Below are 25,199 nucleotides of genomic sequence, written 5' to 3'. Positions count from 1 at the left end.
ACACGCCTCACCAACCGATTGTTCGGTCGCCGGCACATTTTGGCTACGGGTGGCACCAGGCTGTGGACAAACGGTTCTCCACAGCCTGAGATGGACGCAGGACGTCCACGGCGGAGAGGTGGGGGCGGGTGGCATCTGAACAAATGGCCGAGGGCCAGGAGGGGACCGGGCCGCTCGCTCCCGCGCGGCCCCTGGACGCCATCGACCAGGACATCCTGCGGATGCTCCAGGCGGACGGCCGCGCGTCGATACGGTCGGTCGCCGAGCGGGTGCACGTCTCCCGCGCGAACGCGTACGCGCGCATCAACCGGCTGGTCGAGGACGGTGTCATCCGCGGCTTCGGGGCCCGCGTCAACCATGAGCGGGCCGGTCACGGGACGTCCGCGTACATCACCCTGAAGATCGTCCAGAACACCTGGCGCACGGTCCGCGAGCATCTCCGGCAGCTCCCGGGCGCCTCGCACATCGCGCTGGTGGGCGGTGACTTCGACGTCCTGCTGCTGGTGCACACGCCCGACAACCGGGCGCTGCGCGAGCTGGTGCTCACCCGGCTCCAGGCGATCCCCGAGGTGCTGAGCACGCGCACCCTGCTGGTGTTCGAGGAGGAGGACCTGGAGCCGCAGGGGTGAGGCGAGGGCCTCAGGGCGCCTTGCGCAGCCCTCCGAAGGCGAGCCGCACCACCGCGTCGGCCACCTCGAGCTCGTTCATGCCGCGTCCGTCCGGCCGGTACCACTCCACGATCGAGTTGATCATGCCGAAGACCAGCCGGGTCACCAGGCGCACCTCTATGTCCTCACGCACGTCCCCGTCGGCCGCCGCGGCCTTCAGCAACTCCGCCACCCGGTGGTCGAACTCGCGCCGCCGCTCCAGCGCCCACCGCTCGGTGCCCGTGTTGCCGCGCACCCGCAGCAGCAGCGTCACGTACGGCAGTTCGGCGATCAGCACCTCGACCATGCGCCGTACGACGTACTCGAGGCGCCCGGCGGCGCGCCCCACGCGCGCGTGCTCCTCGTCGAGGATGCCGAAGAGCCCGTCCAGGGCCCGGCTCACCGCGCGGCGCAGCAGTTCCTCCTTGCCGGCCACGTGGTGGTAGATCGACGACTTGGAGATGCCGGCGGCCTTGGAGAGGTGCTCCATGGAGGTGCCGTCGTAGCCGCGCTCGTTGAACACCTGGACGGCGACGGACAGCAGCGTCTCCGGGGTGTACGTGTCGCGCCTGGCGGTGGTCACGGGGTGTCCTCCCTCTCGCGGGTGGCGCACGCGTACTGGTAGAGCGCGAGGGAGGGCGCGTAGCGGCCGGACGGGTCGATCTCGTGCATCTCGTCCAGCAGGGCGCCGGCCCAGCCGCGGCCGAGGCGGCGGCTCCACTCGAAGGGCCCCAGGGGGTAGTTCACACCCAGCCGCATCGCGGTGTCGACGTCCTCCTCGGTGGCGACGCCCTTGGCGACGGCCTCGACCGCGAGGTCGATGATCCGGGCCACCGTCCGCGCGACGATCATTCCGGGGACGTCCCCGATGACGCTGACCTTCTTGCCGAGCGCCTGGAACAGCCCGGTGGCCTCGGCGACGGTCCGCGCGGGAGTGTCCTGGCAGTGGGACAGGGCGATGCGGGTGGCCGCGCGGTAGTCGAGGGCCAGGTCGAAGTAGACGACGTCGCCGAACTCCACGGAGGCCTGGCCGTCGGCGAGCACCAGCTGTCCGCCGCCGGGCAGCACCAGGCGGGTGCCCTCGTCCTCGGCCTCCTCACGCACCTCGATCCCGGCCTCGCGGATCAGGGCGAGCAGCTCGGAGGCGGGCCCCAGGTCACCCTCGGCGACGACGTACGCGGGCGGTCCGGCGGGCTCGGCGGTGTGCGGTTCGGGACGCTCGGCGCCGACGCCGTGGTCGTACCAGCCGTGCCCGGTCTTGCGGCCGAGACGGCCGGACTCGACCAGGCGGCGCTGGGCGAGCGAGGGGGTGAAGCGGACGTCCTGGAAGAAGGACTCCCACACCGAGTGGGTGACGGACTCGTTGACGTCCTGCCCGATGAGGTCGGTCAGTTCGAAGGCGCCCATGCGGAAGCCGCCGGACTCGCGCAGAACCGCGTCGATGGTGGCCGGGTCGGCGCCCTGGGACTCGTACACCGCGAAGGCCTCGGCGTAGAAGGGCCGGGCGACGCGGTTGACGATGAAGCCGGGGGTGTCGGCGCAGGCGACGGGCGTCTTGCCCCAGGCGCGGGCCGTCTCGTACGCGCGCGTGGCGTACGCGACGTCGGTGGCGAAGCCGGAGACGACCTCGACGAGCGGCAGCAGCGGCGCGGGATTGAAGAAGTGCAGGCCCACGAAGCGGCCGGGCGTGCGCAGGGCGCCGCCGATCGCGGTGACGGAGAGGGAGGAGGTGTTGGTGGCGAGCAGGCAGTCGTCGGAGACGATGTCCTCCAGCGCGCGGAACAACTCCTGTTTGACGTCCAGGCGCTCCAGGACGGCCTCGACGACCAGGGCGCAGTCGGCGAGCTCGGCCAGCTCGCCGGCGGGCCGCAGACGGGCGCGGGCCGCGTCCCGCTCGGCGGCGGTGAGGCGCTCCTTCTCCACCAGCCGGTCGAGCCGGGCGCCGATCGCGTCGGCCGCCTGACGGGCCCGGCCGTCAGCGGCGTCGTACAGCCGCACGGGGTGGCCCGCGACCAGCGCGACCTGGGCGATTCCCTGCCCCATGGTGCCGGTGCCGACCACGGCCACGGGACTGCTGAGGTCGAGTGCTGTCATGTGCGCGATCCTCCCGCACGGGGTTTTCCACAGATGCGGCGGACCCCCTTGTCCCGACCGATCGTTCGGTTACTCTAACTCTGACCGCCCGTTCTGACTACGTTTCCGCACAGGTCCATGAGCTCGACGAAGAGTTCCTGAGACGAGGAGTTGGTCCCGCATGGCCGCCGAACCCACGGCGCACGAGCTGATCGCCCGCCACCGTCCCACCCTGGACCGGGCGCTGGAAGCGATCCGCACGCGCGCGTACTGGTCCCCGCACCCCGAGCACCCCAAGGCGTACGGGGAGCACGGCAGCCTGGACATGGCGGCGGGCAAGGCCGCCTTCGACGCCCTGCTCGGCACCCGCCTCGACCTCGGCCAGCCCGGCACGGACGGCTGGGTGGACGGCGAGACGTCCCCGTACGGCATCGAGCTGGGCGTGAGCTACCCGCACGCGGACCCCGACGAGCTGCTGCCCGCCATGAAGGCGGGGATGCGGGCCTGGCGGGACGCGGGCGCGGAGACCCGCGCGGTGGTCTGTCTGGAGATCCTCAAGCGGATCAGCGACCGGACCATGGAGTTCGCCCAGGCGGTCATGCACACCTCCGGCCAGGCGTTCATGATGGCGTTCCAGGCGGGCGGCCCCCACGCGCAGGACCGCGGCATGGAGGCGGTGGCCTACGCGTACGCGGAGCAGACCCGCACGCCCGGCACCGCGGAGTGGACCAAACCGCAGGGCAAGCGCGACCCGCTCGCGCTCAGCAAGGAGTTCGTCCCGGTGCCGCGCGGCATCGGCCTGGTCATCGGCTGCAACACCTTCCCGACGTGGAACGGCTACCCGGGCCTGTTCGCCTCCCTCGCCACCGGCAACGCGGTCCTGGTCAAGCCGCACCCCCGCGCGGTGCTGCCGCTCGCCCTCACCGTCCAGGTGGCCCGCCAGGTGCTCACCGAGGCCGGCTTCGACCCGAACCTGGTGGCGCTGGCCGCCGAGCGGCCCGGCGAGGGCATCGCCAAGACCCTCGCCACCCGTCCCGAGATCCGGATCATCGACTACACCGGCTCCACCGGGTTCGGCGACTGGCTGGAGCACAACGCCCGCCAGGCGCAGGTGTACACCGAGAAGGCCGGCGTCAACACGGTGATCGTGGAGTCGACCGACGACTACCAGGGGATGCTGGCCAACCTGGCGTTCTCCCTGTCGCTCTACAGCGGCCAGATGTGCACCACCCCGCAGAACCTGCTGATCCCGCGCGACGGCATCACCACCGACCAGGGCCCCAGGTCCTTCGACGAGGTCGCCGCCGATCTGGCGAAGGCGGTCGACGGCCTGCTCGGCGACGACGCCCGCGCGAACGCGCTGCTGGGCGCGATCGTCAACCCGGACGTCAAGGCCCGCCTGGAGGCCGCCGCCGGGCTCGGCGAGGTCGCCCTCGCCTCCCGTGAGATCACCCACCCGGAGTTCCCGGGCGCGGTGGTGCGCACGCCGGTGATCGTGAAGCTCGACGGCGCCAAGCCGGACGCCGAGGCCGCCTACATGAGCGAGTGCTTCGGCCCGGTCTCCTTCGCCGTCGCCGTCGACTCGGCCGCCGACGCGGCGGAGCTGCTGCGGCGCACGGTCCGCGAGAAGGGCGCGATGACGGTCGGCGCGTACACGACCTCCCCGGAGGTCGAGGAGACGGTGCGGGAGGTCTGCCTGGAGGAGGCCGCCCAGCTCTCCCTGAACCTCACCGGCGGGGTGTACGTCAACCAGACGGCCGCCTTCTCCGACTTCCACGGCTCCGGCGGCAACCCGGCGGCCAACGCGGCCCTGTGCGACGGCGCGTTCGTGGCCGACCGGTTCCGGGTGATCGAGGTGCGCCGGGAGGCGTAGGACGCCGTTTCAGGAGGGTGCGCCCCCGGTGGCGCTCCAGTGGTACAGCGTCATGGCCACACTGGTCGCGAGGTTGTAGCTGGAGACCTGGGGGCGCATCGGCAGCGCCACCAGGTGGTCGGCCCGCGCGCGGAGCTCCGCCGACAGTCCGCTGCGCTCGGAGCCGAAGGCGAGCAGCGCGTCGTCCGGGAACCTCAGCGAGCGGATGTCCTCGCCCTCCGGGTCGAGCGCGAAGACCGGCCCGGGCGGCAACTCCGCCACGGGCAGCCGTTCCACGGCGGTGGCGAAGTGCAGCCCCGCCCCGCCGCGTACGACGGTGGGGTGCCAGGGGTCGAGCGTGCCGGTGGTGACGACCCCGGTCGCCCCGAAACCGGCGGCCAGCCGGATCACCGCGCCCGCGTTGCCGAGGTTGCGCGGGTTGTCCAGGACCACCACGGGGGCGGTGCGCGGGGTGTGCGCCAGCTTCTCCAGGTTGCCCGCGCGGGAGGGGCGTACGGCCAGGGCGGCCACGGCGGTGGGATGCGGGCGCGGCACGAGAGCGGCGTACGTCCCGTGGGGCACCTCGGTCAGCAGTTCCGCCAGCGCCTCCCGCACGTCCCCGGCCAGTTCGCCGGCGAGGGCGAGCGCGCCGGCCCGGTCCGCGGTGAGCGCCACCGGGACCTCGGCCCCGAAGCGCACGGCGTGCTTGAGGGCGTGGAAGCCGTCGAGCAGCACGGCGGTGCCGGCCAGGCGGTGCCAGGCGGAGACGGGGTCGGCCGGGGTCTCGGGAGCGGGGTCGGTCATGGCACGCAGCCTACGTGCGCGCACCCGGCACTCCGCCGGGCGCCGGGGCGGCCTCCACCGGGTCCTTTCCCGCCGGGCGGCCGGCCGGGGGCCATGGCCGCGGGACCGGCGTCCCGCGCGGACGCAGCCGCCCACGCGCGCGTGCCGCGAGGTTCCCGAGGCGGCGCAGGAAGGCCGTCGGCAGGAAGACCGCGTCCGCCGCGATCATCGCCAGGGAGAAGAAAGGAAGTCCGAGCACGACGGCGATGACCGCGTGCTCCAGGATCATGAAGGCCAGCAGGACGTTCTTGACCCGCCGGTTGAACAGCGTGAACGGGAAGGCGACCTGCACGGCGACCGTCGCGTAGGTCACCAGCATCACCATGGTGCCGCTGGCCGACAGCAGGTCCGCGAGGGCCGGCCAGGGGGAGAAGTACTCCAGGTGCAGCGGGTAGTAGACGGCGGTGCCGTCCTGCCAGCGGGAACCCTGGACCTTGTACCAGCCGGCCGTGGCGTAGATCAGACAAGCCTCGGCCATGATCACCAGCAGCGCGCCGTTGTGCACGACGTTCGCGACGACGTCCAGCAGGATCCGCGGCTGCCCGGTCTCCGCGCGGCGCCCCACCAGCCACCACAGCGCCTGCGCGAGCCATACGGTCCACAGCAGCGCCGGTATGAACCAGTCGCCGTCCATCCGGCCCGCCAGTGTCGCCAGGAGCAGCAACAGGCCCAGCACGCCCCACAGCACCGGGCCGGTCCGGTCGCGCGGCCACTCGCCACGCGCGCGTGCCCCGGCCGCGCGGCGCGCACGGCGCGCGTCCAGGGACCAGACCCGGCCGCAGCGCGTGAACACCAGGTAGACCGACATCAGGTGCAGGACGTTGTCGCCGCCGTCCCCCATGAAGACACTGCGGTTCTGCAGCGCCAGCACACCCACCATGAACAGCACCGACATGGTGCGGGTGCGCCAGCCGAGCAGCAGCAGGAGGCTCCACAGCACGGCGAGCGCGTAGACGGCCTCGAACCAGACCTGGCTGTCCGACCACAGCAGCGGCGTGAAGGCGTCGTTCACCGCGACCAGCTGGTCGGCGAGGTCCCAGCTCCAGGGTCCGTCGGGGCCGTACAGCTCCTGACGGTGGGGGAACTCGCGCAACAGGAACAGCAGCCAGGTCAGGCTGAAGCCGATGCGGATCACGGCGGTCTGGTAGGGGCCGAGCGCGGAGTCGGTGACGCGGGCGATCGCGCGGGACAGGGCCAGCGAGCAGCGGTTCACCCCACGCCTCCCCGGGCCTCGTCCCCGGGCAGCGACCACCAGGGCAGCGTGCGGTACACGGGTGGGGTGGAGATCTTCTCCCCGCTCCACTCGGGCGGCGGCACGCGGGTGGTCCGTGAGCGGATCTGGACGCGCTCGACGGCACCGCCCGGCCCGGCAGCGTCCGCGCGGTCGAGGCGCAGCACCGTGATCCGGCGCAGATACGTCTCGGACAGCGCACCGCGCAGGCCCACCGGCCGGTTGTCGTCGTCGTGCGTGGCGGTGAAGAAGTCCCAGGCGCGGCGTAGTTCGTTCTGCTGGGTGTGGCTGGGCAGGGGGTTGCCGTCGATGGCGCGGCCGTCCTGTGCGGACAGGTCGTACCAGCCGGTGGTCCGCGTCCCCCCGTCCGCCGTACGGATCTCGGCACGCACCTGGACGGCGATGTCCTGCTGCAGCGGGTTCGGCGCGAACAGCTTCCAGTTCTGCTCGAACTCCGGGTAGATCCAGTTCCCGATCGTCTCGCCGTGCTTCTTGCTGACCGTGTTCACCGGTGCGACGTGCAGGAATGTCATGCCGAGGTGCACACAGACCGCGACCGCGACGACCGCGAGCGCCACCGCGGCGCCGATCTGATAGCGCAGGGAGAGCGCGGCCACCCCGGTACGGGGCCCGGCGGGCGGGCCGGGGGCGGCGTGGGGGCCGGTGTCGGGATCGGCGTCGGGATCGGCAGGGGGGAGATCGTCCGGGCGGCCGGTACCGGGCGGCAGGGCTGCTGGTCCGGGTGAGCCGGCCGGGGTGGCGGGCTCGGCCGGGGTGGCGGGCTCGGGCAGGGCGGCGCCCGGTTCCGGTCCGTCCGGCTCGTCCGGCCCGGCAGAGGGCCCCGCAGGGCCGTGCCGGGCGTCCGAGCCCTTGTCGTACGCGTCCATTCCGCCCCGCTCCCCGATCCCGGTCCGTCGCCGCGCCCTCCCGGCCACGAGAACGGCGTTCCGCCCCGCACGACCGCTCCGCCGTGCCGCACGGAACGGTACTCAGCACCGGCCCCCCGAGCACAGTCCCGCCGGGATCCCGTTCCGCGTCCGTATCCACAGCACGGCCCGAGCCCTCGTTGTCCACAGGCGGTCTCCGCAGGTTATCCACAGCGGTTGACACCTCGCGGCGCCCGTCCCACCATGGAATCGCACGAACCGAACGATCGGTCGGGAGCGTGCTCCGGGAAGCATCCAGTCGAGGGGGACCTCATGGCGACAGCAGCCGCCCGCGATACGGCCGGCAGCCAGGCGTACGACGCACCGGCCGGCGCCGGCGACACCGTCGGCCACGAGCGCGCCTTCGACGCGGCCGTCGCCGCCGACGAGCGGATCGAGCCGCGCGACTGGATGCCGGAGGCCTACCGGGCCACGCTCGTCCGGCAGATCGCCCAGCACGCGCACTCCGAGATCATCGGCATGCAGCCGGAGGCCAACTGGATCACCCGCGCGCCCTCGCTGCGCCGCAAGGCGATCCTGATGGCCAAGGTGCAGGACGAGGCCGGGCACGGCCTGTACCTGTACAGCGCCGCCGAGACCCTCGGCACCAGCCGCGAGGAGCTGCTCGACAAGCTGCACTCCGGCCGTCAGAAGTACTCCTCGATCTTCAACTACCCGACGCTGACCTGGGCGGACGTCGGCGCCATCGGCTGGCTGGTGGACGGCGCGGCGATCACCAACCAGGTGCCCCTGTGCCGCTGCTCCTACGGCCCGTACGCGCGCGCGATGGTCCGCATCTGCAAGGAGGAGTCCTTCCACCAGCGCCAGGGCTACGAGCTGCTGCTGGCCCTCAGCAAAGGCACCCCGGAGCAGCACGCGATGGCTCAGGACGCGGTGGACCGCTGGTGGTGGCCGTCGCTGATGATGTTCGGTCCGCCCGACGACGAGTCCCAGCACTCCGCGCAGTCGATGGCCTGGAAGATCAAGCGGCACTCCAACGACGAGCTGCGCCAGCGTTTCGTCGACATCTGCGTCCCCCAGGCCGAGTCCCTCGGCCTGACCCTGCCCGACCCGGACCTGAAGTGGAACGAGGAGCGGGGGCACCACGACTTCGGGGCGATCGACTGGTCGGAGTTCTGGGACGTCCTCAAGGGGAACGGCCCGTGCAACGAACAGCGGCTGACCCGGCGCAGGCAGGCCCACGAGGAGGGCGCCTGGGTCCGGGAGGCCGCGGCGGCCCACGCGGCCAAGCACTCGAACGGCGAGACAGGAGCTACGCGAGCATGACCCACACCGACTGGCCCCTGTGGGAGGTCTTCGTGCGCTCGCGCCGGGGCCTGTCCCACACCCACGCCGGCAGCCTGCACGCCCCGGACGCGGAGCTCGCCCTGCGCAACGCCCGCGATCTGTACACCCGGCGCGGCGAGGGCGTCTCCATCTGGGTCGTCCCGTCGTCCGCGATCACCGCCTCCTCACCCGACGAGAAGGACCCGTTCTTCGAACCGGCCGCCGACAAGCCCTACCGGCACCCGACGTTCTACGAGATCCCCGAGGGGGTGCGGCACCTGTGACCACGCCCCCCGCCAAGGACACCGCCCACGTGACGGCCGCGCTCGCCCTCGGCGACGACGCGCTGGTGCTCTCCCACCGCCTGGGCGAGTGGGCCGGCCACGCCCCCGTGCTGGAGGAAGAGGTCGCCCTCGCCAACATCGCGCTGGACCTGCTGGGCCAGGCCCGCGTGCTGCTGTCGATGGTGGGCGACGAGGACGAGCTGGCCTATCTCCGCGAGGAGCGCGCCTTCCGCAACCTCCAGTTGGTGGAACAGCCCAACGGCGACTTCGCCCACACCATCGCCCGCCAGCTGTTCTTCTCCGCCCACCAGTACCTCCTCTACGGCGAACTGGCCGCAGGGGACGGCCCGTTCGCGCCGCTGGCCGGCAAGGCGGTCAAGGAGACCGCCTACCACCGCGACCACGCCGAGCTGTGGACGCTGCGGCTCGGCGACGGCACCGACGAGAGCCGTGCGCGGATGCAGCGTGCCGTGGACGCGCTGTGGCGCCACACCGGCGAGATGTTCCAGCCCGTCGAGGGCCTGGACGTCGACTGGAGCGGCCTGGAGACGGCCTGGCTCGCATGGGTCTCGGAGGTGCTGCGCCGGGCCACCCTGACCGTGCCCGACGGCCCGCGCACCGGGGCGTGGACGGCCGGCGCCGGCCGTCAGGGCCTGCACACCGAGCCCTTCGGCCGGATGCTCGCCGAGATGCAGCACCTGCACCGCAGCCATCCGGGGTCGACGTGGTGACCACCCTCACCCCGCTGGAGGCCGAACTCCTGGAACTCGCCGGTTCGGTGCCCGACCCCGAACTGCCCGTACTGACCCTGCGCGAACTGGGCGTCGTGCGCGCGGTGCACGCGCGTGGCACGGACACCGTCGAGGTCGAGCTGACCCCGACGTACACCGGCTGCCCGGCCGTCGAGGCGATGAGCCTGGACATCGAGCGGGTGCTGCGCGAGCACGGGGTGCGCGAGGTCACCGTGCGCAGGGTGCTCGCGCCCGCCTGGTCGACCGACGACATCACGGACGAAGGACGCCGCAAACTGCGGGAGTTCGGCATCGCCCCGCCCCGTGTCCGGACGGCCTCCGGGCCGGTCGGGGTGGAGCTGGGCCCGACGCGCATCCGCGCGACCCGGCCGGAGGACGAACCGGCGCCCGTCCGCTGCCCGCACTGCGGCTCCGTCGGGACCGAACTGCTCAGCCGTTTCTCGTCCACCGCGTGCAAGGCGCTGCGCCGCTGCCTGGCCTGCCGTGAACCGTTCGACCACTTCAAGGAGTTGTGATGGCCCGCTTCCACCGGCTCCGGGTGGCCGCGGTCGACCGGCTCACCGACGACTCCGTCGCCCTCACCCTCACGGTCCCCCCGCACCTGGCCGAGGAGTACCGGTACGCACCGGGCCAGCACCTGGCCCTGCGGCGCGTCGCGGACGGCGAGGACGTCCGGCGCACCTACTCCATCTGCTCCCCCGCACCCGACGGCGAGGCGCCGAGCACCCTCCGGGTCGGCGTGCGGCTGGTCGAGGGCGGTGCCTTCTCCACGTACGCGCTCAAGGAGATCGGCCTCGGCGACGAGCTGGAGGTGATGACCCCGGCCGGCCGGTTCACGCTCCTTCCCGCGCCCGGCCGGTACGCGGCGGTCGTCGGCGGCAGCGGCATCACGCCGGTGCTGTCGATCGTCTCGACCCTCCTCGCGCGTGAGCCCGGGGCCCGGTTCTGCCTGATCCGCAGCGACCGGACGGCCGCCTCGACGATGTTCCTGGAGGAGGTCGCCGACCTGAAGGACCGCTACCCCGAGCGGCTCCAGCTGGTGACGGTGCTCTCCCGGGAGGAGCAGCAGGCGGGGCTGCCGTCCGGCCGGCTGGACCAGGAGCGGTTGACCGGGCTGCTGCCGGCCCTGCTGCCCGTGGAGCAGGTGGACGGCTGGTTCCTGTGCGGGCCGTACGGCCTGGTCGAAGGGGCCGAGCGGGCGCTGCGCGGACTGGGTGTGGCGCGTTCCCGCATCCACCAGGAGATCTTCCACGTGGACGCCGGTACGGCGACCGTCACCACGGCGCCCGCCCTCACGCACAGTACGGTCACCGCCCGGCTCGACGGACGCGGCGGGACCTGGCCCGTCCAGGACGGCGAGTCCCTGCTGGACACGGTGCTGCGCAACCGGCCCGACGCGCCCTACGCCTGCAAGGGCGGGGTGTGCGGAACCTGCCGTGCCTTCCTCGTCTCGGGCGAGGTACGGATGGACCGCAACTTCGCGCTGGAGTCGGAGGAGACGGAGGCGGGCTACGTCCTGGCCTGCCAGTCGCATCCGGTGACGGAGCGGGTGGAGCTGGACTTCGACCGGTAGGAGCCCCCGGCCCGCCTTCGCGGGCCAGGGGGGTACTCCGGGGTCGCTCCAGGGCCACTCCGGTGCAGGTCCGGCCGTCCAGTGCCGCTCTCCGGTGCCGGCCCGGTCGTCCGGTACGGCTTCCCGATGCCGGTCCTGCCCTTCGGTGCCACGCTCCGGAGTCACTCCGGCGCAGGTCCGGTCGCCCGGCGCCGCTCTCCGGTCGTCCGGTGCCATGCTCCGGTGCCGCCGGGTGTCCGCAGGGGCCGCGCCCGGCGGGCCGGCCGCGCGGGCGTCCGCGGGACGGGTCTACAGAACGTGCCCCGGCGTTCCGTCGTCCGTGACGACGGAACGCCCGGCGGCCTCCCACACCTGCATGCCGCCGTCCACGTTCACGGCGTCGACGCCCTGCTGGGCCAGATACATGGTGACCTGCGCCGACCGTCCGCCGGAACGGCAGATCACATGGACCCGGCCGTCCTGCGGGACGGCCTCGGTCAGTTCGCCGTAGCGGGCCACGAACTCACTGATGGGAATGTGCAGCGCCCCTGCGGCGTGGCCGGCCTTCCACTCGTCGTCCTCGCGGACGTCCAGCAGGAAGTCGCCGTCCTCGATGTCCGCGACCCGGACCGTGGGCACACCAGCTCCGAAACTCATGCCCCCGACGCTACCCGACCGGGCGGCCCCCGGCTCAGGCCAGCAGTGCCGCCAGCTCCGCCTCGCGCTCGGTCACCTGGGTCCGCAGCTGCTCGGCGATCTCCTCCAGGAGCCTGTCGGGGTCGTCCGGGGCGAGGCGGAGCATCGAGCCGATGGCGCCGTCCTCCAGCTCCCTGGCGACCAGCGTGAGCATCTCCTTGCGCCGGGCGAGCCATTCGAGGCGGGCGTAGAGCTCCTCGCCCGCGCTCGGGACGCGCTTCAGCTCCGGGCCCTTGGCCCACTCCTCGGCGAGTTCGCGCAGTTCGTCCTCGTTGCCGCGGGCGTAGGCGGCGTTGACGCGGGTGATGAACTCCTCGCGGCGCGCCCGTTCCTTCTCCTCCTGCGCCAGGTCCGGGTGGGCCTTGCGGGCGAGGTCGCGGTAGAGCTTGCGGGCCTCCTCGCTGGGCCGCACCCGCCGCGGGGGCCGCACCGGCCGGTCGGTGAGCATGGCGGTGGCCTCGGGGAAGAGGCCGTCGCCGTCCATCCACCCGTTGAGCAGCTCCTCGACGCCGGGGATGGGCATCAGCCGGGCGCGCGCCTCGTCGGCCCGGCGCCGGTCCTCGGGGTCGTCGCTGCGGGCGGCCCTGGCCTCCAGGATCAGGGCCTCCAGCTCCTCGAGCCGGGCGTACATCGGGCCGAGCTTCTGTTCGTGCAGCCGGGAGAAGTTCTCGACCTCGACGCGGAAGGTCTCCACGGCGATCTCGAACTCGATCAGCGCCTGCTCGGCCGCGCGTACGGCCTGCTCCAGCCGCTCCTCGGGCCGCGCCGCGCCACCACCGCCGGGGATCCGCTCCGCACCGGCGCCGCCACTCTGCTCACCTTCCGAGGTCGTCACCCGGACAGCGTAGGCCACCCGCCCGGCCGGTCGCCCCGCCGCGGCGGCGCACTCCCCGGTCAGAGGCGCGCGCCTGGCCCGGACGCCCGCTCACACCCCTGTCTCCGCCGCGATCCGTCCCGACCGCACCGCGGTCACCAGGTCGGTGTGGTCGGCCTCGGTGCGGTCGGCGTAGGTGACGGCGAAGGCCGCCACCGCCTCGTCCAGTTCGTCGTTCTTGCCGCAGTACCCGGCGATCAGGCGGGGGTCGGCGCTGTGGGAGTGTGCGCGGGCCAGCAGGGCGCCGGTCATCCGGGCGTAGTCGTCGATCTGGTCGGTGGCCAGCGCGGCCGGGTCGACACTGCCCTTGCGGTTGCGGAACTGGCGCACCTGGTAGGGGCGGCCGTCGACCGTCGTCCAGCCCAGCAGGCTGTCGCTTATCACCTGCATCCGCTTCTGGCCGTGAACCACCCGTCTGCCCTCGTGGCCGGCCTCGGGGACGTCGAACCCGGCCGCCGGCAGATGCGGCGCGAGGGCCGAGGGGCGGGCCTCCTTCACCTGGAGGACCAGGGGCTCGCCCCGGTGGTCGAGGAGCAGCACGACGTACGAGCGGGTGCCCACACTGCCGGTGCCGACGACGCGGAACGCCACGTCGTGCACCGCGTGCCGGGCCAGCAGCGGGTGGCGGTCGGGCGGGAGCGTGCCGAGGTACTGCTCCAGCGAGGCGGCCACCCGGGCGGCCTCGTCGTCTGGTATCCGGCGCAGGACCGGTGGCGCGTCGACGAAGCGGCGTCCGCCGTCCCCGGTCGGCTCGGTGGACTTGGCCGCGAACCGGCCGCTGGTGTTCGCGCGGGCCTTCTCGGAGACCCGCTCCAGGGTGCCCAGCAGGTCGTGGGCGTCGGTGTGGGAGACCAGTTCCTCGTCCGCGATGGCGTTCCAGGCGTCCAGCGCCGGCAGCTTGGACAGCAACCGCATCGTGCGGCGGTAGGCGCCCACGGTGTCGTGGGCCGCGGCGCGGCAGGTGTCCTCGTCCGCGCCGGCCTCGCGCCCGGCGAGCACCAGGGAGGTGGCGAGCCGCTTGAGGTCCCATTCCCAGGGTCCGTGCACCGTCTCGTCGAAGTCGTTCAGGTCGATGACCAGTCCGCCGCGCGCGTCGCCGTAGAGGCCGAAATTCGCCGCGTGGGCGTCGCCGCAGATCTGGGCACCGATCCGGGTCACCGGCGTGCGGGCCAGGTCGTACGCCATGAGACCCGCCGATCCGCGCAGGAAGGCGAACGGGGTCGCCGCCATCCTGCCCACCCGGAGCGGTGCGAGCTCGGGCAGCCGGCCCCGGCTGGACTCCTCGACGGCGCTCACGGCGTCGGGGCGGGAGGCGTCCGCGTCGAAGGCGGCGTGTGCCGCGCGGGGAACCCGACCGCGCAGGGCCTTGCCCTCCTCCCTGGGGCTGCCCCCGGTGGACGGCTCGGCGAATCCCGGCACCCGCGGCAGCCGCCGCACCGGGACCGCACCGCCGGTCCCGGTCGCACCGGCGGGCTCATGAGTCCCGGACATCACGGCAACAGCTTCCTTCACGGCGACCGCCTCCCCCGTACACATACGTGCCGTACACACGCGTCGACATCGATCGTGCCGACCGTACCGCCGGTGGCCGAAACACGTCAGACCCTGTGGACAACTCTTCCGGTGTGGAGAAACCCGAGCCCGGCCCGGTGCGGACGAGGTCCGGTCCCATCCGGTGCGGACGAGGGCCGGCCCGCGACCAACGTCTTGTCGGCGGGTTCGGTCAGTCCCGTCCGGTGCGGACGAGGCCCGGCCCCTACCCGACCTCCGCCACCTCTTCCACCGCCGGCAGCAGCCGTCCCTCGGCGAGCAGCCGCCCGGCGCGGTCCTGGGAGATGTCCAGCCGGGCCAGCACGGCCGGAACGGCCACGCCCGGCAGCATGTGGTGGAAGAGCACGGCGACCCGGTGCTCCAGGTCCTGCCGCTGGCAGCGCAGCTGCGACAGGAGCTGCACCCCGGAGAAGCTCGCGACCAGCAGTTCCGCCGTCTCCGTCGCGTCGACGTGCGGCAGCAGTTCGCCTCCCGCCTTGGCCTCGGCCAGGGTCCGGGTGGTCTGGTCGATCCACATGCCGAACGCCGGAGTGCGGTCCAGCCCCAGCGCCCCCTGGTCCAGGGCCAGTCCGACACTGGCCCGCACCAGCGGCTCGGTCCGCAGCCGCAGCGCCAGCACCAGGCCGGAGTCGACGAGTTCCTGCAGTTTGCTGGACTGGGGCGGCAGGGAGATCGCGAGCTGCTCCTCGAACACGCCGAGCGCCAGCTCCTCCTTGGAGCCGAAGTGGAAGTACAGCGCGCCCTTGGTGACTCCGGCCCGCTCCAGGATCTCCCCGATGGTCGCCGAGGTGTAGCCGCGTTCGTCGAAGACGGCCGCCGCCGCCTCCAGGATGGTCCGCCGGGTGCGGATCGCGCGCTCCTGTCGCGCCATCGGGTGCCTCCTGATCTGGGTGGATCTCGTGGGTCGCACCGCGCGGTCGTCGTGAAGCTGCCGTGGAGCCGCCGTGAAGCCGCCGTGCGGTCTGTCGTGTCGTGCGGGGCGCGTGGGCTCGTCTCCGGCGGTGTGGATCACCCTTGGAAAAAAACCAACTCGTCCGTATCTTAGTGCGAGCCGCCCGGAGGTCCGATGCCCGATCCCGGGTGTTCCTCATGCCGCCACCGGATTCCTGGAGCGCCCCCATGGAGGATCAGACCGGACAGCGGGTCCCGCCCGCAAACACCGCCGGCAGACCCGGTGCCCGCACCCGCGTCACCACCGAACTCGCCCACCGCCCCCGCGCGGCGGACGTCTTCCCGGTCGAATGGGTCCGGCTCTCGGACGTCCGCTTCCGTGTCACCGCGCGCTGGCCCGCCGGCCACGCCTTCTTCGGCCCCGTCGACGACCGCCACCAGGATCCGATGATCGTCGGTGAAACGTTGCGCCAGACCACGATGGCTCTCGCCCACGCGGAGTTCGGCGCCCCCGCCGACACCCACTTCGTCATGCGGGACCTGGACGTGCTCACCGACCCGGACCGGCTGCTGCTCGCGGACGCGGACGAGCCGGTCACCGTCGACGTCGTCTGCTCCGAGGTCCGCCGCCGGGGCCGGGGCCTGAACGGCATGCGCACGACGATGGAGTTCCGCCGCGCGGGACGCCTCGTCGCCCGGGGCACCGGCAGCACCGGCTGCACCTCCCCGGCCGCCTACCGCCGCCTGCGGGAACGCCAACTGGCCGCCCAGGGGGCCCGAATACCGCTGCCGGAACCGGTGTCGCCCGAACTGGTGGGACGCCACCGCGCGGAGGACGTCGTCCTCGCCCCTGCGGACCGGACCGGCTCCTGGTTGCTGCGCGCGCACACCGGGCACCCGGTCCTCTTCCCGCGCCCCAACGACCACGTCCCCGGCATGGTCCTGTTCGAGGCGGCCCGCCAGGCCGCGACCGCGGCGTCGGGCCGGCTGCCCTTCCTGCCGTCCGAACTGTCCGTCTCCTTCAGCCGCTACGCCGAACTGGACAGCCCCTGCCGCCTCGACACCGAAGTGCTCGACAAGGGCGAGGGCGAGGTGACGGTGCGGGTGTCGGGCACACAGGACGGCCGGCCCGTCTTCGCCGCCACCCTCACCTGCGCGCCCATGGCCCCGGTGCGGTCCCTGCCTTGACCGTCGACCTCCTGATCACCGGCGCGACGGGCTTCATCGGCAGCCGGGTCGCGGCAGCGGCCCTCGAACGCCCCGGGGTCCGCGTCCGGTCGCTGTCCCGCCGTGCGCCGTCCGGGCGGCCGGACTCCGAGGCGGTGCCCGGCGACCTCGCCGACCCGCGCACCCTGCACGGCACGTGCGTCGGCGTCGACGTCCTCGTCCACTGCGCCTCCCGCGTGAGCGGTGACCCGGAGTCCGTCGCCGCGGTCAACGACCTCGGCACGAAGGCCCTGGTGGAGGAGGCCGTACGGAGCGGAGTGCGCCGGATCGTGTACGTGAGCACCGCCGCCGTCCACGGCCGGGGCCCCTTCCGGGGCGTACGGCCCGGCGAGGCCCCGATCGCGCCCGCGTCCGCCACCAGCCGCACCCGCGCGGCGGCCGAACGGCATGTCCTCGACGCGGGTGGCCTGGTGCTGCGCCCGCACCTGGTGCACGGCGAGGGCGACCGCTGGGTGATCCCCGGACTGGTGGGACTGCTGCGGGAGTTGTCCGCGTCCGTGTCCGGCTGCGAGGCGCTCCATTCGATGATCGACGTCGACACCCTGGGCCGGGCGGTCGTCGCCGCGGCACTGTCCCCCGGCCACGGACCCGGTGCCCACTACGTCGCGCACCCGGACCCCGTCCCCGCCTCGGAACTGCTCGCGGCCGTGTGCGAGCGGGTGGAACGGCCCGGCGGCGCCTCGGTGGACGCGGACACCGCCCTCGCCCGGGCCGCCGGGTCCCCGCGCGCGCTGCATCACCTGGGCATGCTCACCGTGGACCACTGGTTCGCGGACGACGGTTTCTGGAAGGACCTGGACTGCTCACCGGGCGAGGGGTTCGCCCGTGCGTTCGCGCGGTCGGCGCCTTGGTACCGGTCGTACATGATGACCGGCCGATAAAAAACCGTTTGGTCGGTTTATATCGCCACAGCCGGTCACGCGTAGTCACGCCTGGTCACGCCCGCAGATAAGCCAGCACCGCGAGGACCCGCCGGTGCGTCTCGTCCGTCAACGGCAGGTCCAGCTTCGTGAAGATGCTGCCGATGTGCTTGCCGACGGCGGCCTCCGACACCACCAGCTCCCGGGCGATCGCGCCGTTGGACTTGCCTTCCGCTATCAACGCCAGCACCTCCCGCTCCCGCGGGGACAGCCGCTCCAGTGGATCACGGCGATGGCGCAGCAACTGCCGTACGACCTCGGGGTCGACCACCGTGCCGCCGTCCGCCACCTGGCTCAGCGCGGTCACGAACTCCTCGATCTGGCCGACCCGGTCCTTGAGCAGATAGCCGATGCCGGTGCCGTCGCCGGAGTCCAGCAGGTCGGAGGCGTACCGGCGCTGCACGTACTGGCTGAGCACGAGGACGGGCAGTGTGGGCCGCTCGGCGCGCAGGCGCACGGCCGCGCGCAGGCCCTCGTCCTGGAAACCCGGGGGCATCCGGACGTCCGTCAGCACGATGTCGGGTTCGTGTCTCCCGGCCTCGGCGATCAGCGCCTCGGCGTCGCCGACCGCCGCGACGACCTCGTGCCCGCACTGCTGGAGCAGGCCGATCAGGCCCTCCCGCAGCAGCACACTGTCCTCGGCCAGCACGACGCGCAGTGCTCGGCCGTCCGTCAGGGGGAGCAGGGGGCGCAAGGGATCTCCACACGCAGCAGGGTCGGTCCACCCACCGGGCTGGACAGGATGAGTCTGCCATCGAGCACCGACACCCGGTCGGCGAGTCCGGTCAGTCCGCTGCCCGCCCCGGCCCGTGCGCCGCCCCGTCCGTCGTCACGGACCTCCAGCAGCAGCCGCCCGTCATGGTGCCCGCCGGCCACCCGCGCGCGGCTCGCCCCGCTGTGCCGGGCGACGTTGGCGAGTGCCTCGCACACCACGAAGTACGCGGCGGCCTCGACCGGCGTGGGCAGTCGGCCGGTGAGGTCCAGGTCCACGTCCACGGGTACGGCGGACCGGTCGGCGGCGTCGGCGACCGCGGCCTCGAGACCGTAGTCGGCGAGGACCTGGGGGTGGATGCCGTGGATGAGCTCCCGCAGCTCCCCGAGCGCCCGGCCCGCCTCGTCGTGGGCCTTGGCGAGCCGGTCGGCCAGCGGTCCGGGCGGCGCCTCCAGGCGGGCCAGGCCCAGCGTCATCGTCAGGGCGACCAGACGCTGCTGGGCCCCGTCGTGCAGATCCCGCTCGATGCGCCGCCGCTCCGCCTCGAAGGCCTCCACCAGCCGCACCCGGGACCGGGTCAGTTCGGTCACCCTGGCGTCCAGGGCGGTCTCGCGCGGGGCGATCAGCAGCCGGGTCAGCCCCGCGCGGGCACCCGCCGCGACGCCCAGCAGGTAGGAGCCCAGGGCGAGCAGGACGATCCCGAGCAGGGCGGCACCGGCCGCCGCCGGCCAGGTGGTGACCGTCCACAGTTTGAGGACCTTCGCCTCCTCGCCGTCCCCGGCCGTGGCCATCAGCAACGGGGTGGCGGTCACGGCCGCCGGGAAGAGCAGGCCGGCCGTGAGCGCGAGGGCGTCGACCGGCCACAGCAGGCCCGCGAACAGCAGGGCGTGCCCGAGCTCCCGCCAGGTGGTCCGCTCCCGCAGCCGGAAGGTCAGCCAGGCCCGCAGGCCGGGGGCGGCGGGCGGCAGGTGCGGGTCGGGTGCCGGATCGCGGTCGGCCAGCCGCAGCCGCCACCGCTCCAGCCGGGCCACCGGTATGCCCGCGAGGGCGGTGCCGAGCAGCAGCACCAGCCCCACCAGGACCGGCGCGAGCACTCCGCCGGCCACCACCGACACCACGACGCCCACGAGCACGACCACGCCGGTCACCGCGCCGGTGAGCAGGTATCCGGCCGAGCGCCACGGCCACACCGACAGCGCGTAGCCGGGACGGGACATGGCCTGCCAGGGATTTCGAGGGTGCATGCGGATCACGGTAGAAGCCCGCGCCGGACGCGGCCATGGGCCTGGGCGGAGGCTTCGGGGTATGCCTGGCCCTACCCCTTTTCTCACCCCTGCCGCACTGCGCCGACCGGCTCCCGGACGGTTTCGTGGTCGCAGGTGAACAGCCCGGAACGGCCGGGCCGGACATGGGGAGCGGGGCACATGAGCCAGAGGAACGGTGACGCGGTCACCTTGCGTCGGGTGAGCCGGCGGTACGGGTCGGACGACGGTGCGGTGAGCGCGCTGGACGAGGTCTCCCTCGCCTTCCCGCGGGGGAGTTTCACCGCCGTGATGGGCCCGTCCGGCTCCGGCAAGTCGACGCTGCTGCAGTGCGCCGCCGGACTCGACCGGCCCACCTCGGGATCGGTCACCGTCGGCGGCACCGAGCTCACCGGGCTCGGTGAGAGACGGCTGACCCTGCTGCGCCGCGAGCGCGTCGGCTTCGTCTTCCAGGCGTTCAACCTGCTGCCGGCGCTGACCGCCGAGCAGAACGTCGCCCTCCCGCTGCGGCTGGCCGGCCGGCGCGTGCCGCGGGCCCGGATCCGTGAGGCGCTCCACCAGGTCGGTCTCGGTGACCGCGCCCGGCACCGGCCCGCCGAGCTGTCCGGCGGTCAGCAGCAGCGCGTCGCGCTGGCCCGTGCCCTGGTCACCCGCCCCGAGGTGCTGTTCGCCGACGAACCGACCGGCGCGCTGGACTCCCGCACCGGACACGAGGTGCTCACGCTGCTGCGCGGCATGGCGGACCGTGAGGGACAGACGGTCGTCATGGTGACCCACGACCCGGTGGCCGCCTCCCGCGCCGACCGCGTGGTCTTCCTGGTCGACGGCCGCGTCCACGACGAGCTGACCGGGGCAGGCGCCGACGTCGTCGCCGCGCGGATGACCGGTCTGGAGGCCACGCCGTGCTGAGCCTCGCCCTGCGCACCCTGCGCGCCCGGTGGATCACCTTCGCCGGCAGCTTCACCGCCCTCGCGCTGGGCGTGGCCCTCCTCACCGTCATGGGACTCGCCCTCGCCTCCTCCCTGGACGCCCCCGTGCGGGAGCCGGAGCGGTTCGCCGCCGCCCCGGCCGTGGTCAAGGGCGCGGACACCCTGCGCGTACCGACGCCGAACGGCGAGAAGACCGCGGAACTGGCACACCCGCGCGCGGTGCCGGCGGCGACCGTCGCGAAGCTGCGCCGGCTCGGCACGGTCGTCGAGGACCGCTCCTATCCCGTCCGCGTGGAGGGCGCCCCCGGCGAGCTGACCGGCCACCCCTGGTCCACCGCCGCGTTCGCCCCGTACGAGATCGAGGCGGGCCGTGCGCCCCGCGCGGACGACGAGGTCGTCGTCAGCGGCGACTGGACGCGGCCCGGCGCGCGGATGCGCACGGACCACGGCACCGTACGGGTCGTGGGCACCGTGGCCGGCCGCGGCTTCGAGCGCGCCGTCTTCCACACCGACGCGCGCGCCGCCGAGCTGTCCCCGGCCGTCACCCAGCTGGTCGTGGACGCCGACCCGGCGGCCGTACGGGAAGCGGTGCGTGGAGCCGAGGGCGTCCGGGTCCTCACCGGGGACGGCCTCCGGTACGCCGACGCGGCTCCCGAGCGGGACAGCGAGGCGCTGACCGCGATGAACGCCCTGTTCGGCACGGCGGGCGGGGTCTCCGCCTTCGTCTCGGTGTTCGTGGTGGCGTCCACCTTCGCCTTCGTGGTCGACCGGCGGCGCCGGGAGTTCGGACTGCTGCGCACCGCGGGGGCCACGCCGGGTCAGATACGGCGCACGGTGGCCGCCGAGGCCCTGCTGGTCGGGGTGCTCGCCTCGACCGCCGGCTGCGCGTTCGGCGGGTACGCGGCGCCCTCGCTGGCCGCGTGGGTGGCCGACGTGGAGCTGGCGCCGGACTGGTTCACGATCGGCGACGCGGTCTGGCCGTATCACGTGGCGTTCTGGACGGGGCTCCTCGTCGCCCTGAGCGGTGTCGTCGTCGCCTCCTGGCGGGCGGGGCGTACGGGCCCCGTCCAGGCGCTGCGCGAGGCGTCCGCCGACAGCGTGGCCCTGACGCGGGGGCGGTGGCTGTGCGGCGCGGCTCTGCTGCTGACCGCCGGGGTGACGCTCGCCGTGGCGCTGCTCGGCGATCCGGGCGACCTGCTGCACCGCAAGACCTACGTCAGCCGGCCCATGCTGCTGATCACCGCCGGCGCGCTGCTCGCCCCGCTCGTCGTCCGCCCGCTCACGCGGCTGCTGACCCGGTCTCCGGGGGTGATCGGCATGCTGGTGCGTGAGAACGCGGCCGCCGGGGTGCGCCGTACGGCCGCGGTCGCGGCGCCCGTGCTGGTCACGGTCGCCCTCGCGGGCTCGTTGCTCGGCGCCACCGCCACCCTGGACCGGGCCGGGGCCCTCGAGGCGCGGGAACGGACCACCGCGGCGTTCGTCGTCACGGCCGCGGGTGACGGGGCCTTCGACGCGCGGACGCTGGACCGGCTGCGCGCGGTGCCCGGCGCGCGGGTGTCGGCGAGCGCGCCGAGCGCGGTGTACGTCCTGGAGGAGGGCGTGGCGCTGGTCAGGTCCGAGGCCCGGGCCGTCGATCCCGGGGCGCTGGCGGCCACCGCGCGGTTGCCGCTCACCGCGGGGGAGGTCACCGACCTCGACGACGGCTCGGTCGTCGTCAACGAGGAGTGGGAACGGCACACGGTGGGGCAGCGCGTGCGGGTGTGGCTCGGGGACGGCACGGAGCGGACGCTGCGGATCGCCGCGGTGATGACCACCGGCACCGGCGACAACGGCGTCTACGTCACCCCGGCCAACGCGCCGGGCGCCCGCGCGGACCGGGTGGACGTCGCCCTCGTGGACGGCGCCGACGCGCGCGTGGTGGCCGCCGGGCTGGAGCGGGCGGTGCGGCCCGCCGGCGGTCGTGTCCTCACCTCGGAGCAGTGGCTCTCCGCCACGGCCCCCGGGACGGAACGCACCACCCGCTACGGCCTTCTGCTGGTCCTCGGCATCGCCCTGCTGTACACGGGCATCTCCCTGGCCAGCACCATGGTCATGGCGACCTCCGACCGGGTGCGCGACCTCGCGGTCCTGCGGCTGGCCGGGGCCACGCGGTGGCAGGTGCTGCGGATGGTGGGCGCGGAGTCGCTGACGGTGGTCGTGGTCGGCGCGCTCCTGGGCCTGACCGTGGCCGCGCTCGACCTGGCCGGCATGTGGGGAGCACTGGTCCTGCTCTCGTCCCCCGCCACGATCGTCCTCCCCTGGTCCACGCTCGCCGCCGTCACGGCCGCCTGCGCCGTGCTCGCCACGGTCTCCGCGGTCGTCACCGCCGCCCTCGCCCTGCGCCGGCCCGCGCTGGAATCGGCGGGTGTCCGCGAGTGAGCCCCTCGTCACCCGCGTTGAAATCGGCGGGCCTGCGCGGGTGAGCCCGCGCGGCCCGCTCCAAAGGCCCCGCCGGCACCCTCCCCGCTCTCTTCCGGGGTCTCCCCGGAGGCCTCGGAAGGACGGCCTCGGAGGGGGGCGGCACACCACTCCACGACGAAAAGGATCATGAGATGTTCCTCACACGTCATCCCGCCGCCGCATCCACCGCGAGCACGCGAAACGGGCGGCATCCGATGGATGCCGCCCGTTTCGACGGAGTGCGCGAGGGGGGAGTTGAACCCCCACGCCCTTGCGGGCACTGGAACCTGAATCCAGCGCGTCTGCCTATTCCGCCACCCGCGCATTGGGTGTGTCTTCCGGGCCCTGCCCCTTGGGGCCTTGCGCCTTCCGACACCCAGAACATTAGCACGCTGGCCGGGGTGGGTTCACATCCCTTTCCCCGCGACCACTCCCACCACCCCCGCCGCCCCACCGGCCCCGACGAGCCCGCATCGCCCCGGCCGGCCTCCCCGAGCCCCGGATGTCGCGACGCCGACTGATTCACGTATCAACCTCGTACCGGTAGTCCCCGTCTGTCCAGGAGCAGGATGGAGTCCACAGCCGGGTGCGGGACACTGGTCTGCGGCCCCCTCTACGATCCATGGCAGAACGACGGGCACGAGCACGGCCGAAGGAGTTCGCCGAAGGAGTTCGAAGAGGGGCTCCGGAGGGAACTTCGTCAGGCGTCGACACCCGTCGACCGGGCCGACAGGGGGAACCAGCCGATCGACCGGCGCGTGGATACGATCAGTAAGCAGTACCAGGTAGGCGGTGCGCGAAACGGTGTGCCGGGCAGTACACAGGACGGCAGCTACGGAGGAGGTGCCCCATGGGAGTCCTGAAGAAGTTCGAGCAGCGCCTCGAAGGTCTGGTCAACGGCACCTTCGCCAAGGTGTTCAAGTCCGAGGTGCAGCCCGTGGAGATCGCGGGAGCGCTCCAGCGGGAGTGCGACAACAACGCCACCATCTGGAACCGCGACCGCACCGTCGTACCCAACGACTTCATCGTCGAGCTGAGCACCCCGGACTTCGAGCGGCTCAGCCCGTACTCCGGCCAGCTCGGCGACGAGCTCGCCGGCATGGTGCGCGACTACGCCAAGCAGCAGCGCTACACCTTCATGGGCCCCATCAAGGTGCACCTGGAGAAGGCGGACGACCTCGACACCGGCCTGTACCGGGTCCGCAGCCGCACGCTCGCCTCCTCCTCCGCCGGCCAGGCCCCCGGCGGCGCACCGCCGGCCGGCCGCCCCGGCGGCTACGGCTACCCGCCGGCCGGCCCCGCGGGCGCCCCGCCCATGCCGGCCGCGCCGCCGCCCGGCGGTTACGGCTACCCGCAGCCCGCGGGCGGCCAGCGGCCCCCCGCCGCCGGCGGACGCACCCGCTACTGGATCGAGATCAACGGCACCCGCCACCAGATCTCCCGCGCCACCCTCGTGATGGGCCGCAGCACCGAAGCCGACGTACGGATCGACGACCCCGGCGTCTCCCGCCGGCACTGCGAGATCCGGACCGGAACGCCCTCGACGATCCAGGATCTCGGATCCACCAACGGCATCGTGGTGGACGGGCAGCACACCACCCGCGCTACGCTCCGCGACGGCTCGCGGATCGTCGTGGGCAGCACCACCGTTATCTATAGGCAAGCCGAAGGGTGAAGCGGGGGCAATGTCAGAGCTGACCCTCACGGTCATGCGGCTGGGTTTCCTGGCCGTACTGTGGCTGTTCGTGATCGTGGCCGTGCAGGTCATCCGGAGTGACCTGTTCGGCACTCGCGTCACCCAGCGCGGATCACGGCGTGACGCCGGCCGGCCGCAGCAGGCCGCCCGCCAGGCACCTCCGCAGCAACGCCAGCAGTCCGGCGGCGGGGGCCGCCGCGGCCGGAACACCCCCACCAAGCTGGTCGTGACCGAAGGCACCCTCACCGGCACCACCGTCGCCCTCCAGGGCCAGACCATCACCCTGGGCCGGGCGCACGACAGCACGATCGTGCTGGACGACGACTACGCCTCCAGCCGCCATGCCAGGATCTACCCGGACCGCGACGGCCAGTGGATCGTCGAGGACCTGGGCTCCACCAACGGCACCTACCTGGATCGGAACCGGCTGACGACCCCCACACCGATTTCGCTGGGCGCGCCGATCCGCATCGGCAAGACCGTCATCGAGCTGCGGAAGTAGTGCTACACCAATGAATGAGCGCGAGCGGAGCGAGCACGCAGCGGGGGTCCCCG

At 73.3% G+C, this 25,199-nt stretch carries 24 protein-coding genes and 1 tRNA gene; 13 read left to right on the top strand and 12 right to left on the bottom strand.

The genetic code is table 11. The annotated features are described in order from the left end of the window. Nucleotides 1-143 precede the first annotated feature (143 nt). Nucleotides 144-629: an Lrp/AsnC family transcriptional regulator gene (locus ACF1DX_RS13340; protein ID WP_391791654.1), complete on the top strand. Its 486-nt coding sequence runs from the start codon at nt 144-146 to the stop codon at nt 627-629. Between the two features lie 10 nt (nt 630-639). Here ACF1DX_RS13340 and ACF1DX_RS13335 read toward each other — a convergent pair whose 3' ends face one another. Then, on the bottom strand, nt 640-1,230 hold the full coding sequence (locus tag ACF1DX_RS13335; RefSeq protein WP_030856948.1) for a TetR/AcrR family transcriptional regulator: 591 nt from the start codon (nt 1,228-1,230) through the stop codon (nt 640-642). Beyond that, nucleotides 1,227-2,741 carry a 3-hydroxyacyl-CoA dehydrogenase gene (locus tag ACF1DX_RS13330; protein ID WP_391791301.1) on the bottom strand — a complete coding sequence of 505 codons (1,515 nt, stop codon included), beginning with the start codon at nt 2,739-2,741 and terminating at the stop codon, nt 1,227-1,229. Before ACF1DX_RS13330 ends, ACF1DX_RS13335 begins: the two co-directional genes overlap by 4 nt. 160 nt (nt 2,742-2,901) lie before the next feature. Here ACF1DX_RS13330 and paaN point away from each other — a divergent pair, with 160 nt between their 5' ends. Next, nucleotides 2,902-4,593 (top strand): phenylacetic acid degradation protein PaaN, encoded by a 1,692-nt coding sequence (gene paaN, locus ACF1DX_RS13325; protein ID WP_391791300.1) that lies wholly within the window; start codon nt 2,902-2,904, stop codon nt 4,591-4,593. A 9-nt stretch (nt 4,594-4,602) separates the two neighbouring features. On the opposite strand, the gene ACF1DX_RS13320 is transcribed toward paaN, so the two are convergent. The 3 genes from ACF1DX_RS13320 to ACF1DX_RS13310 are packed head-to-tail and all read right to left on the bottom strand — an operon-like array spanning nt 4,603 to nt 7,533. After that, a complete protein-coding gene (locus ACF1DX_RS13320; RefSeq protein WP_391791299.1) occupies nt 4,603-5,376 on the bottom strand; it encodes a TrmH family RNA methyltransferase in 774 nt (257 codons plus the stop codon). A gap of 10 nt (nt 5,377-5,386) precedes the next feature. Then, a complete protein-coding gene (locus ACF1DX_RS13315) occupies nt 5,387-6,628 on the bottom strand; it encodes an HTTM domain-containing protein (RefSeq protein ID WP_391791298.1) in 1,242 nt (413 codons plus the stop codon). Next, nucleotides 6,625-7,533 (bottom strand): DUF5819 family protein, encoded by a 909-nt coding sequence (locus tag ACF1DX_RS13310; protein ID WP_391791297.1) that lies wholly within the window; start codon nt 7,531-7,533, stop codon nt 6,625-6,627. Before ACF1DX_RS13310 ends, ACF1DX_RS13315 begins: the two co-directional genes overlap by 4 nt. Nucleotides 7,534-7,845: 312 nt before the next feature. Between ACF1DX_RS13310 and paaA the strand changes: the two genes are divergently transcribed. From paaA to paaE, 5 genes are read left to right on the top strand one after another with little or no spacing between them, the layout of a single operon-like run. Further along, entirely contained in the window at nt 7,846-8,859 is a 1,014-nt protein-coding gene (paaA, locus tag ACF1DX_RS13305) for a 1,2-phenylacetyl-CoA epoxidase subunit PaaA (protein WP_391791296.1), read from the top strand. Beyond that, a complete protein-coding gene (paaB, locus tag ACF1DX_RS13300) occupies nt 8,856-9,143 on the top strand; it encodes a 1,2-phenylacetyl-CoA epoxidase subunit PaaB (protein WP_030215302.1) in 288 nt (95 codons plus the stop codon). The genes paaA and paaB overlap by 4 nt, the downstream gene beginning before the upstream one ends. Beyond that, nucleotides 9,140-9,874 (top strand): 1,2-phenylacetyl-CoA epoxidase subunit PaaC, encoded by a 735-nt coding sequence (paaC, locus tag ACF1DX_RS13295; RefSeq protein ID WP_391791295.1) that lies wholly within the window; start codon nt 9,140-9,142, stop codon nt 9,872-9,874. The genes paaB and paaC overlap by 4 nt, the downstream gene beginning before the upstream one ends. Beyond that, nucleotides 9,871-10,410 carry a 1,2-phenylacetyl-CoA epoxidase subunit PaaD gene (gene paaD, locus ACF1DX_RS13290; RefSeq protein WP_391791294.1) on the top strand — a complete coding sequence of 180 codons (540 nt, stop codon included), beginning with the start codon at nt 9,871-9,873 and terminating at the stop codon, nt 10,408-10,410. Before paaC ends, paaD begins: the two co-directional genes overlap by 4 nt. Next, nucleotides 10,410-11,468, top strand: a complete 1,059-nt coding sequence (gene paaE / locus ACF1DX_RS13285; protein WP_391791293.1) for a 1,2-phenylacetyl-CoA epoxidase subunit PaaE — start codon at nt 10,410-10,412, stop codon at nt 11,466-11,468. The genes paaD and paaE overlap by 1 nt, the downstream gene beginning before the upstream one ends. A gap of 288 nt (nt 11,469-11,756) precedes the next feature. Here paaE and ACF1DX_RS13280 read toward each other — a convergent pair whose 3' ends face one another. The 4 genes from ACF1DX_RS13280 to ACF1DX_RS13265 all read right to left on the bottom strand — a co-directional run bounded on the left by ACF1DX_RS13280 (nt 11,757) and on the right by ACF1DX_RS13265 (nt 15,439). Next, a complete protein-coding gene (locus ACF1DX_RS13280) occupies nt 11,757-12,086 on the bottom strand; it encodes a rhodanese-like domain-containing protein (protein WP_391791653.1) in 330 nt (109 codons plus the stop codon). Nucleotides 12,087-12,138: 52 nt separating this feature from the next. Next, complete coding sequence (locus tag ACF1DX_RS13275) at nt 12,139-12,978, bottom strand: hypothetical protein (protein WP_391791292.1); 840 nt, start codon at nt 12,976-12,978, stop codon at nt 12,139-12,141. Nucleotides 12,979-13,068: 90 nt separating this feature from the next. After that, entirely contained in the window at nt 13,069-14,508 is a 1,440-nt protein-coding gene (locus ACF1DX_RS13270; RefSeq protein WP_391791291.1) for a DUF2252 domain-containing protein, read from the bottom strand. Nucleotides 14,509-14,773: 265 nt separating this feature from the next. Then, nucleotides 14,774-15,439 carry a ScbR family autoregulator-binding transcription factor gene (locus ACF1DX_RS13265; protein WP_391791290.1) on the bottom strand — a complete coding sequence of 222 codons (666 nt, stop codon included), beginning with the start codon at nt 15,437-15,439 and terminating at the stop codon, nt 14,774-14,776. A 248-nt stretch (nt 15,440-15,687) separates the two neighbouring features. Here ACF1DX_RS13265 and ACF1DX_RS13260 point away from each other — a divergent pair, with 248 nt between their 5' ends. Continuing rightward, nucleotides 15,688-16,647, top strand: a complete 960-nt coding sequence (locus ACF1DX_RS13260) for a ScbA/BarX family gamma-butyrolactone biosynthesis protein (protein WP_391791289.1) — start codon at nt 15,688-15,690, stop codon at nt 16,645-16,647. Then, the gene (locus ACF1DX_RS13255; protein WP_391791288.1) at nt 16,644-17,567 is read left to right on the top strand and encodes an NAD-dependent epimerase/dehydratase family protein; all 924 of its coding nucleotides are present in this window, start codon (nt 16,644-16,646) and stop codon (nt 17,565-17,567) included. The genes ACF1DX_RS13260 and ACF1DX_RS13255 overlap by 4 nt, the downstream gene beginning before the upstream one ends. Before the next feature lie 55 nt (nt 17,568-17,622). Here the strand turns inward: ACF1DX_RS13255 and ACF1DX_RS13250 are convergent, their stop codons facing one another. Both ACF1DX_RS13250 and ACF1DX_RS13245 read right to left on the bottom strand, forming a co-directional pair. After that, a complete protein-coding gene (locus tag ACF1DX_RS13250; protein ID WP_391791652.1) occupies nt 17,623-18,255 on the bottom strand; it encodes a response regulator in 633 nt (210 codons plus the stop codon). A 23-nt stretch (nt 18,256-18,278) separates the two neighbouring features. Then, nucleotides 18,279-19,562 carry a sensor histidine kinase gene (locus ACF1DX_RS13245; protein WP_391791287.1) on the bottom strand — a complete coding sequence of 428 codons (1,284 nt, stop codon included), beginning with the start codon at nt 19,560-19,562 and terminating at the stop codon, nt 18,279-18,281. 180 nt (nt 19,563-19,742) lie between these two features. On the opposite strand from ACF1DX_RS13245, the gene ACF1DX_RS13240 reads away from it, so the two are divergent. Both ACF1DX_RS13240 and ACF1DX_RS13235 read left to right on the top strand, forming a co-directional pair. Beyond that, nucleotides 19,743-20,489 carry an ABC transporter ATP-binding protein gene (locus tag ACF1DX_RS13240; RefSeq protein WP_391791286.1) on the top strand — a complete coding sequence of 249 codons (747 nt, stop codon included), beginning with the start codon at nt 19,743-19,745 and terminating at the stop codon, nt 20,487-20,489. After that, nucleotides 20,483-22,927, top strand: a complete 2,445-nt coding sequence (locus ACF1DX_RS13235; RefSeq protein WP_391791285.1) for an FtsX-like permease family protein — start codon at nt 20,483-20,485, stop codon at nt 22,925-22,927. The genes ACF1DX_RS13240 and ACF1DX_RS13235 overlap by 7 nt, the downstream gene beginning before the upstream one ends. Before the next feature lie 261 nt (nt 22,928-23,188). On the opposite strand, the gene ACF1DX_RS13230 is transcribed toward ACF1DX_RS13235, so the two are convergent. Then, nucleotides 23,189-23,272 (bottom strand) — tRNA-Leu (locus tag ACF1DX_RS13230). 526 nt (nt 23,273-23,798) lie between these two features. Here ACF1DX_RS13230 and ACF1DX_RS13225 point away from each other — a divergent pair. Both ACF1DX_RS13225 and ACF1DX_RS13220 read left to right on the top strand, forming a co-directional pair. Further along, nucleotides 23,799-24,623, top strand: a complete 825-nt coding sequence (locus ACF1DX_RS13225; RefSeq protein ID WP_391791284.1) for an FhaA domain-containing protein — start codon at nt 23,799-23,801, stop codon at nt 24,621-24,623. A gap of 10 nt (nt 24,624-24,633) precedes the next feature. Next, entirely contained in the window at nt 24,634-25,146 is a 513-nt protein-coding gene (locus tag ACF1DX_RS13220; protein ID WP_030856992.1) for an FHA domain-containing protein, read from the top strand. The last annotated feature ends 53 nt before the right edge of the window (nt 25,147-25,199 follow it).

The sequence above is a fragment of the Streptomyces sp. NPDC014676 genome, from assembly GCF_043084105.1.
Classification (GTDB): domain Bacteria; phylum Actinomycetota; class Actinomycetes; order Streptomycetales; family Streptomycetaceae; genus Streptomyces.
The sequence above is the reverse complement of the archived record's forward strand: the minus strand, read 5'-3'. Positions and strand labels throughout refer to the sequence as shown.

What these genes read in the sequence shown, in the direction of transcription:
- ACF1DX_RS13220 (WP_030856992.1), top strand. Translation starts at nt 24,634, where the DNA reads ATGTCAGAGCTGACCCTCACGGTCATGCGGCTGGGTTTCCTGGCCGTA.
- paaE (WP_391791293.1), top strand. Translation starts at nt 10,410, where the DNA reads ATGGCCCGCTTCCACCGGCTCCGGGTGGCCGCGGTCGACCGGCTCACC.
- paaB (WP_030215302.1), top strand. Translation starts at nt 8,856, where the DNA reads ATGACCCACACCGACTGGCCCCTGTGGGAGGTCTTCGTGCGCTCGCGC.
- ACF1DX_RS13310 (WP_391791297.1), bottom strand. Translation starts at nt 7,533, where the DNA reads ATGGACGCGTACGACAAGGGCTCGGACGCCCGGCACGGCCCTGCGGGG.
- ACF1DX_RS13270 (WP_391791291.1), bottom strand. Translation starts at nt 14,508, where the DNA reads ATGTCCGGGACTCATGAGCCCGCCGGTGCGACCGGGACCGGCGGTGCG.
- paaN (WP_391791300.1), top strand. Translation starts at nt 2,902, where the DNA reads ATGGCCGCCGAACCCACGGCGCACGAGCTGATCGCCCGCCACCGTCCC.
- ACF1DX_RS13340 (WP_391791654.1), top strand. Translation starts at nt 144, where the DNA reads ATGGCCGAGGGCCAGGAGGGGACCGGGCCGCTCGCTCCCGCGCGGCCC.
- ACF1DX_RS13260 (WP_391791289.1), top strand. Translation starts at nt 15,688, where the DNA reads ATGGAGGATCAGACCGGACAGCGGGTCCCGCCCGCAAACACCGCCGGC.
- ACF1DX_RS13320 (WP_391791299.1), bottom strand. Translation starts at nt 5,376, where the DNA reads ATGACCGACCCCGCTCCCGAGACCCCGGCCGACCCCGTCTCCGCCTGG.
- ACF1DX_RS13330 (WP_391791301.1), bottom strand. Translation starts at nt 2,741, where the DNA reads ATGACAGCACTCGACCTCAGCAGTCCCGTGGCCGTGGTCGGCACCGGC.
- ACF1DX_RS13265 (WP_391791290.1), bottom strand. Translation starts at nt 15,439, where the DNA reads ATGGCGCGACAGGAGCGCGCGATCCGCACCCGGCGGACCATCCTGGAG.
- paaA (WP_391791296.1), top strand. Translation starts at nt 7,846, where the DNA reads ATGGCGACAGCAGCCGCCCGCGATACGGCCGGCAGCCAGGCGTACGAC.
- ACF1DX_RS13245 (WP_391791287.1), bottom strand. Translation starts at nt 19,562, where the DNA reads ATGCACCCTCGAAATCCCTGGCAGGCCATGTCCCGTCCCGGCTACGCG.
- ACF1DX_RS13225 (WP_391791284.1), top strand. Translation starts at nt 23,799, where the DNA reads ATGGGAGTCCTGAAGAAGTTCGAGCAGCGCCTCGAAGGTCTGGTCAAC.
- ACF1DX_RS13240 (WP_391791286.1), top strand. Translation starts at nt 19,743, where the DNA reads ATGAGCCAGAGGAACGGTGACGCGGTCACCTTGCGTCGGGTGAGCCGG.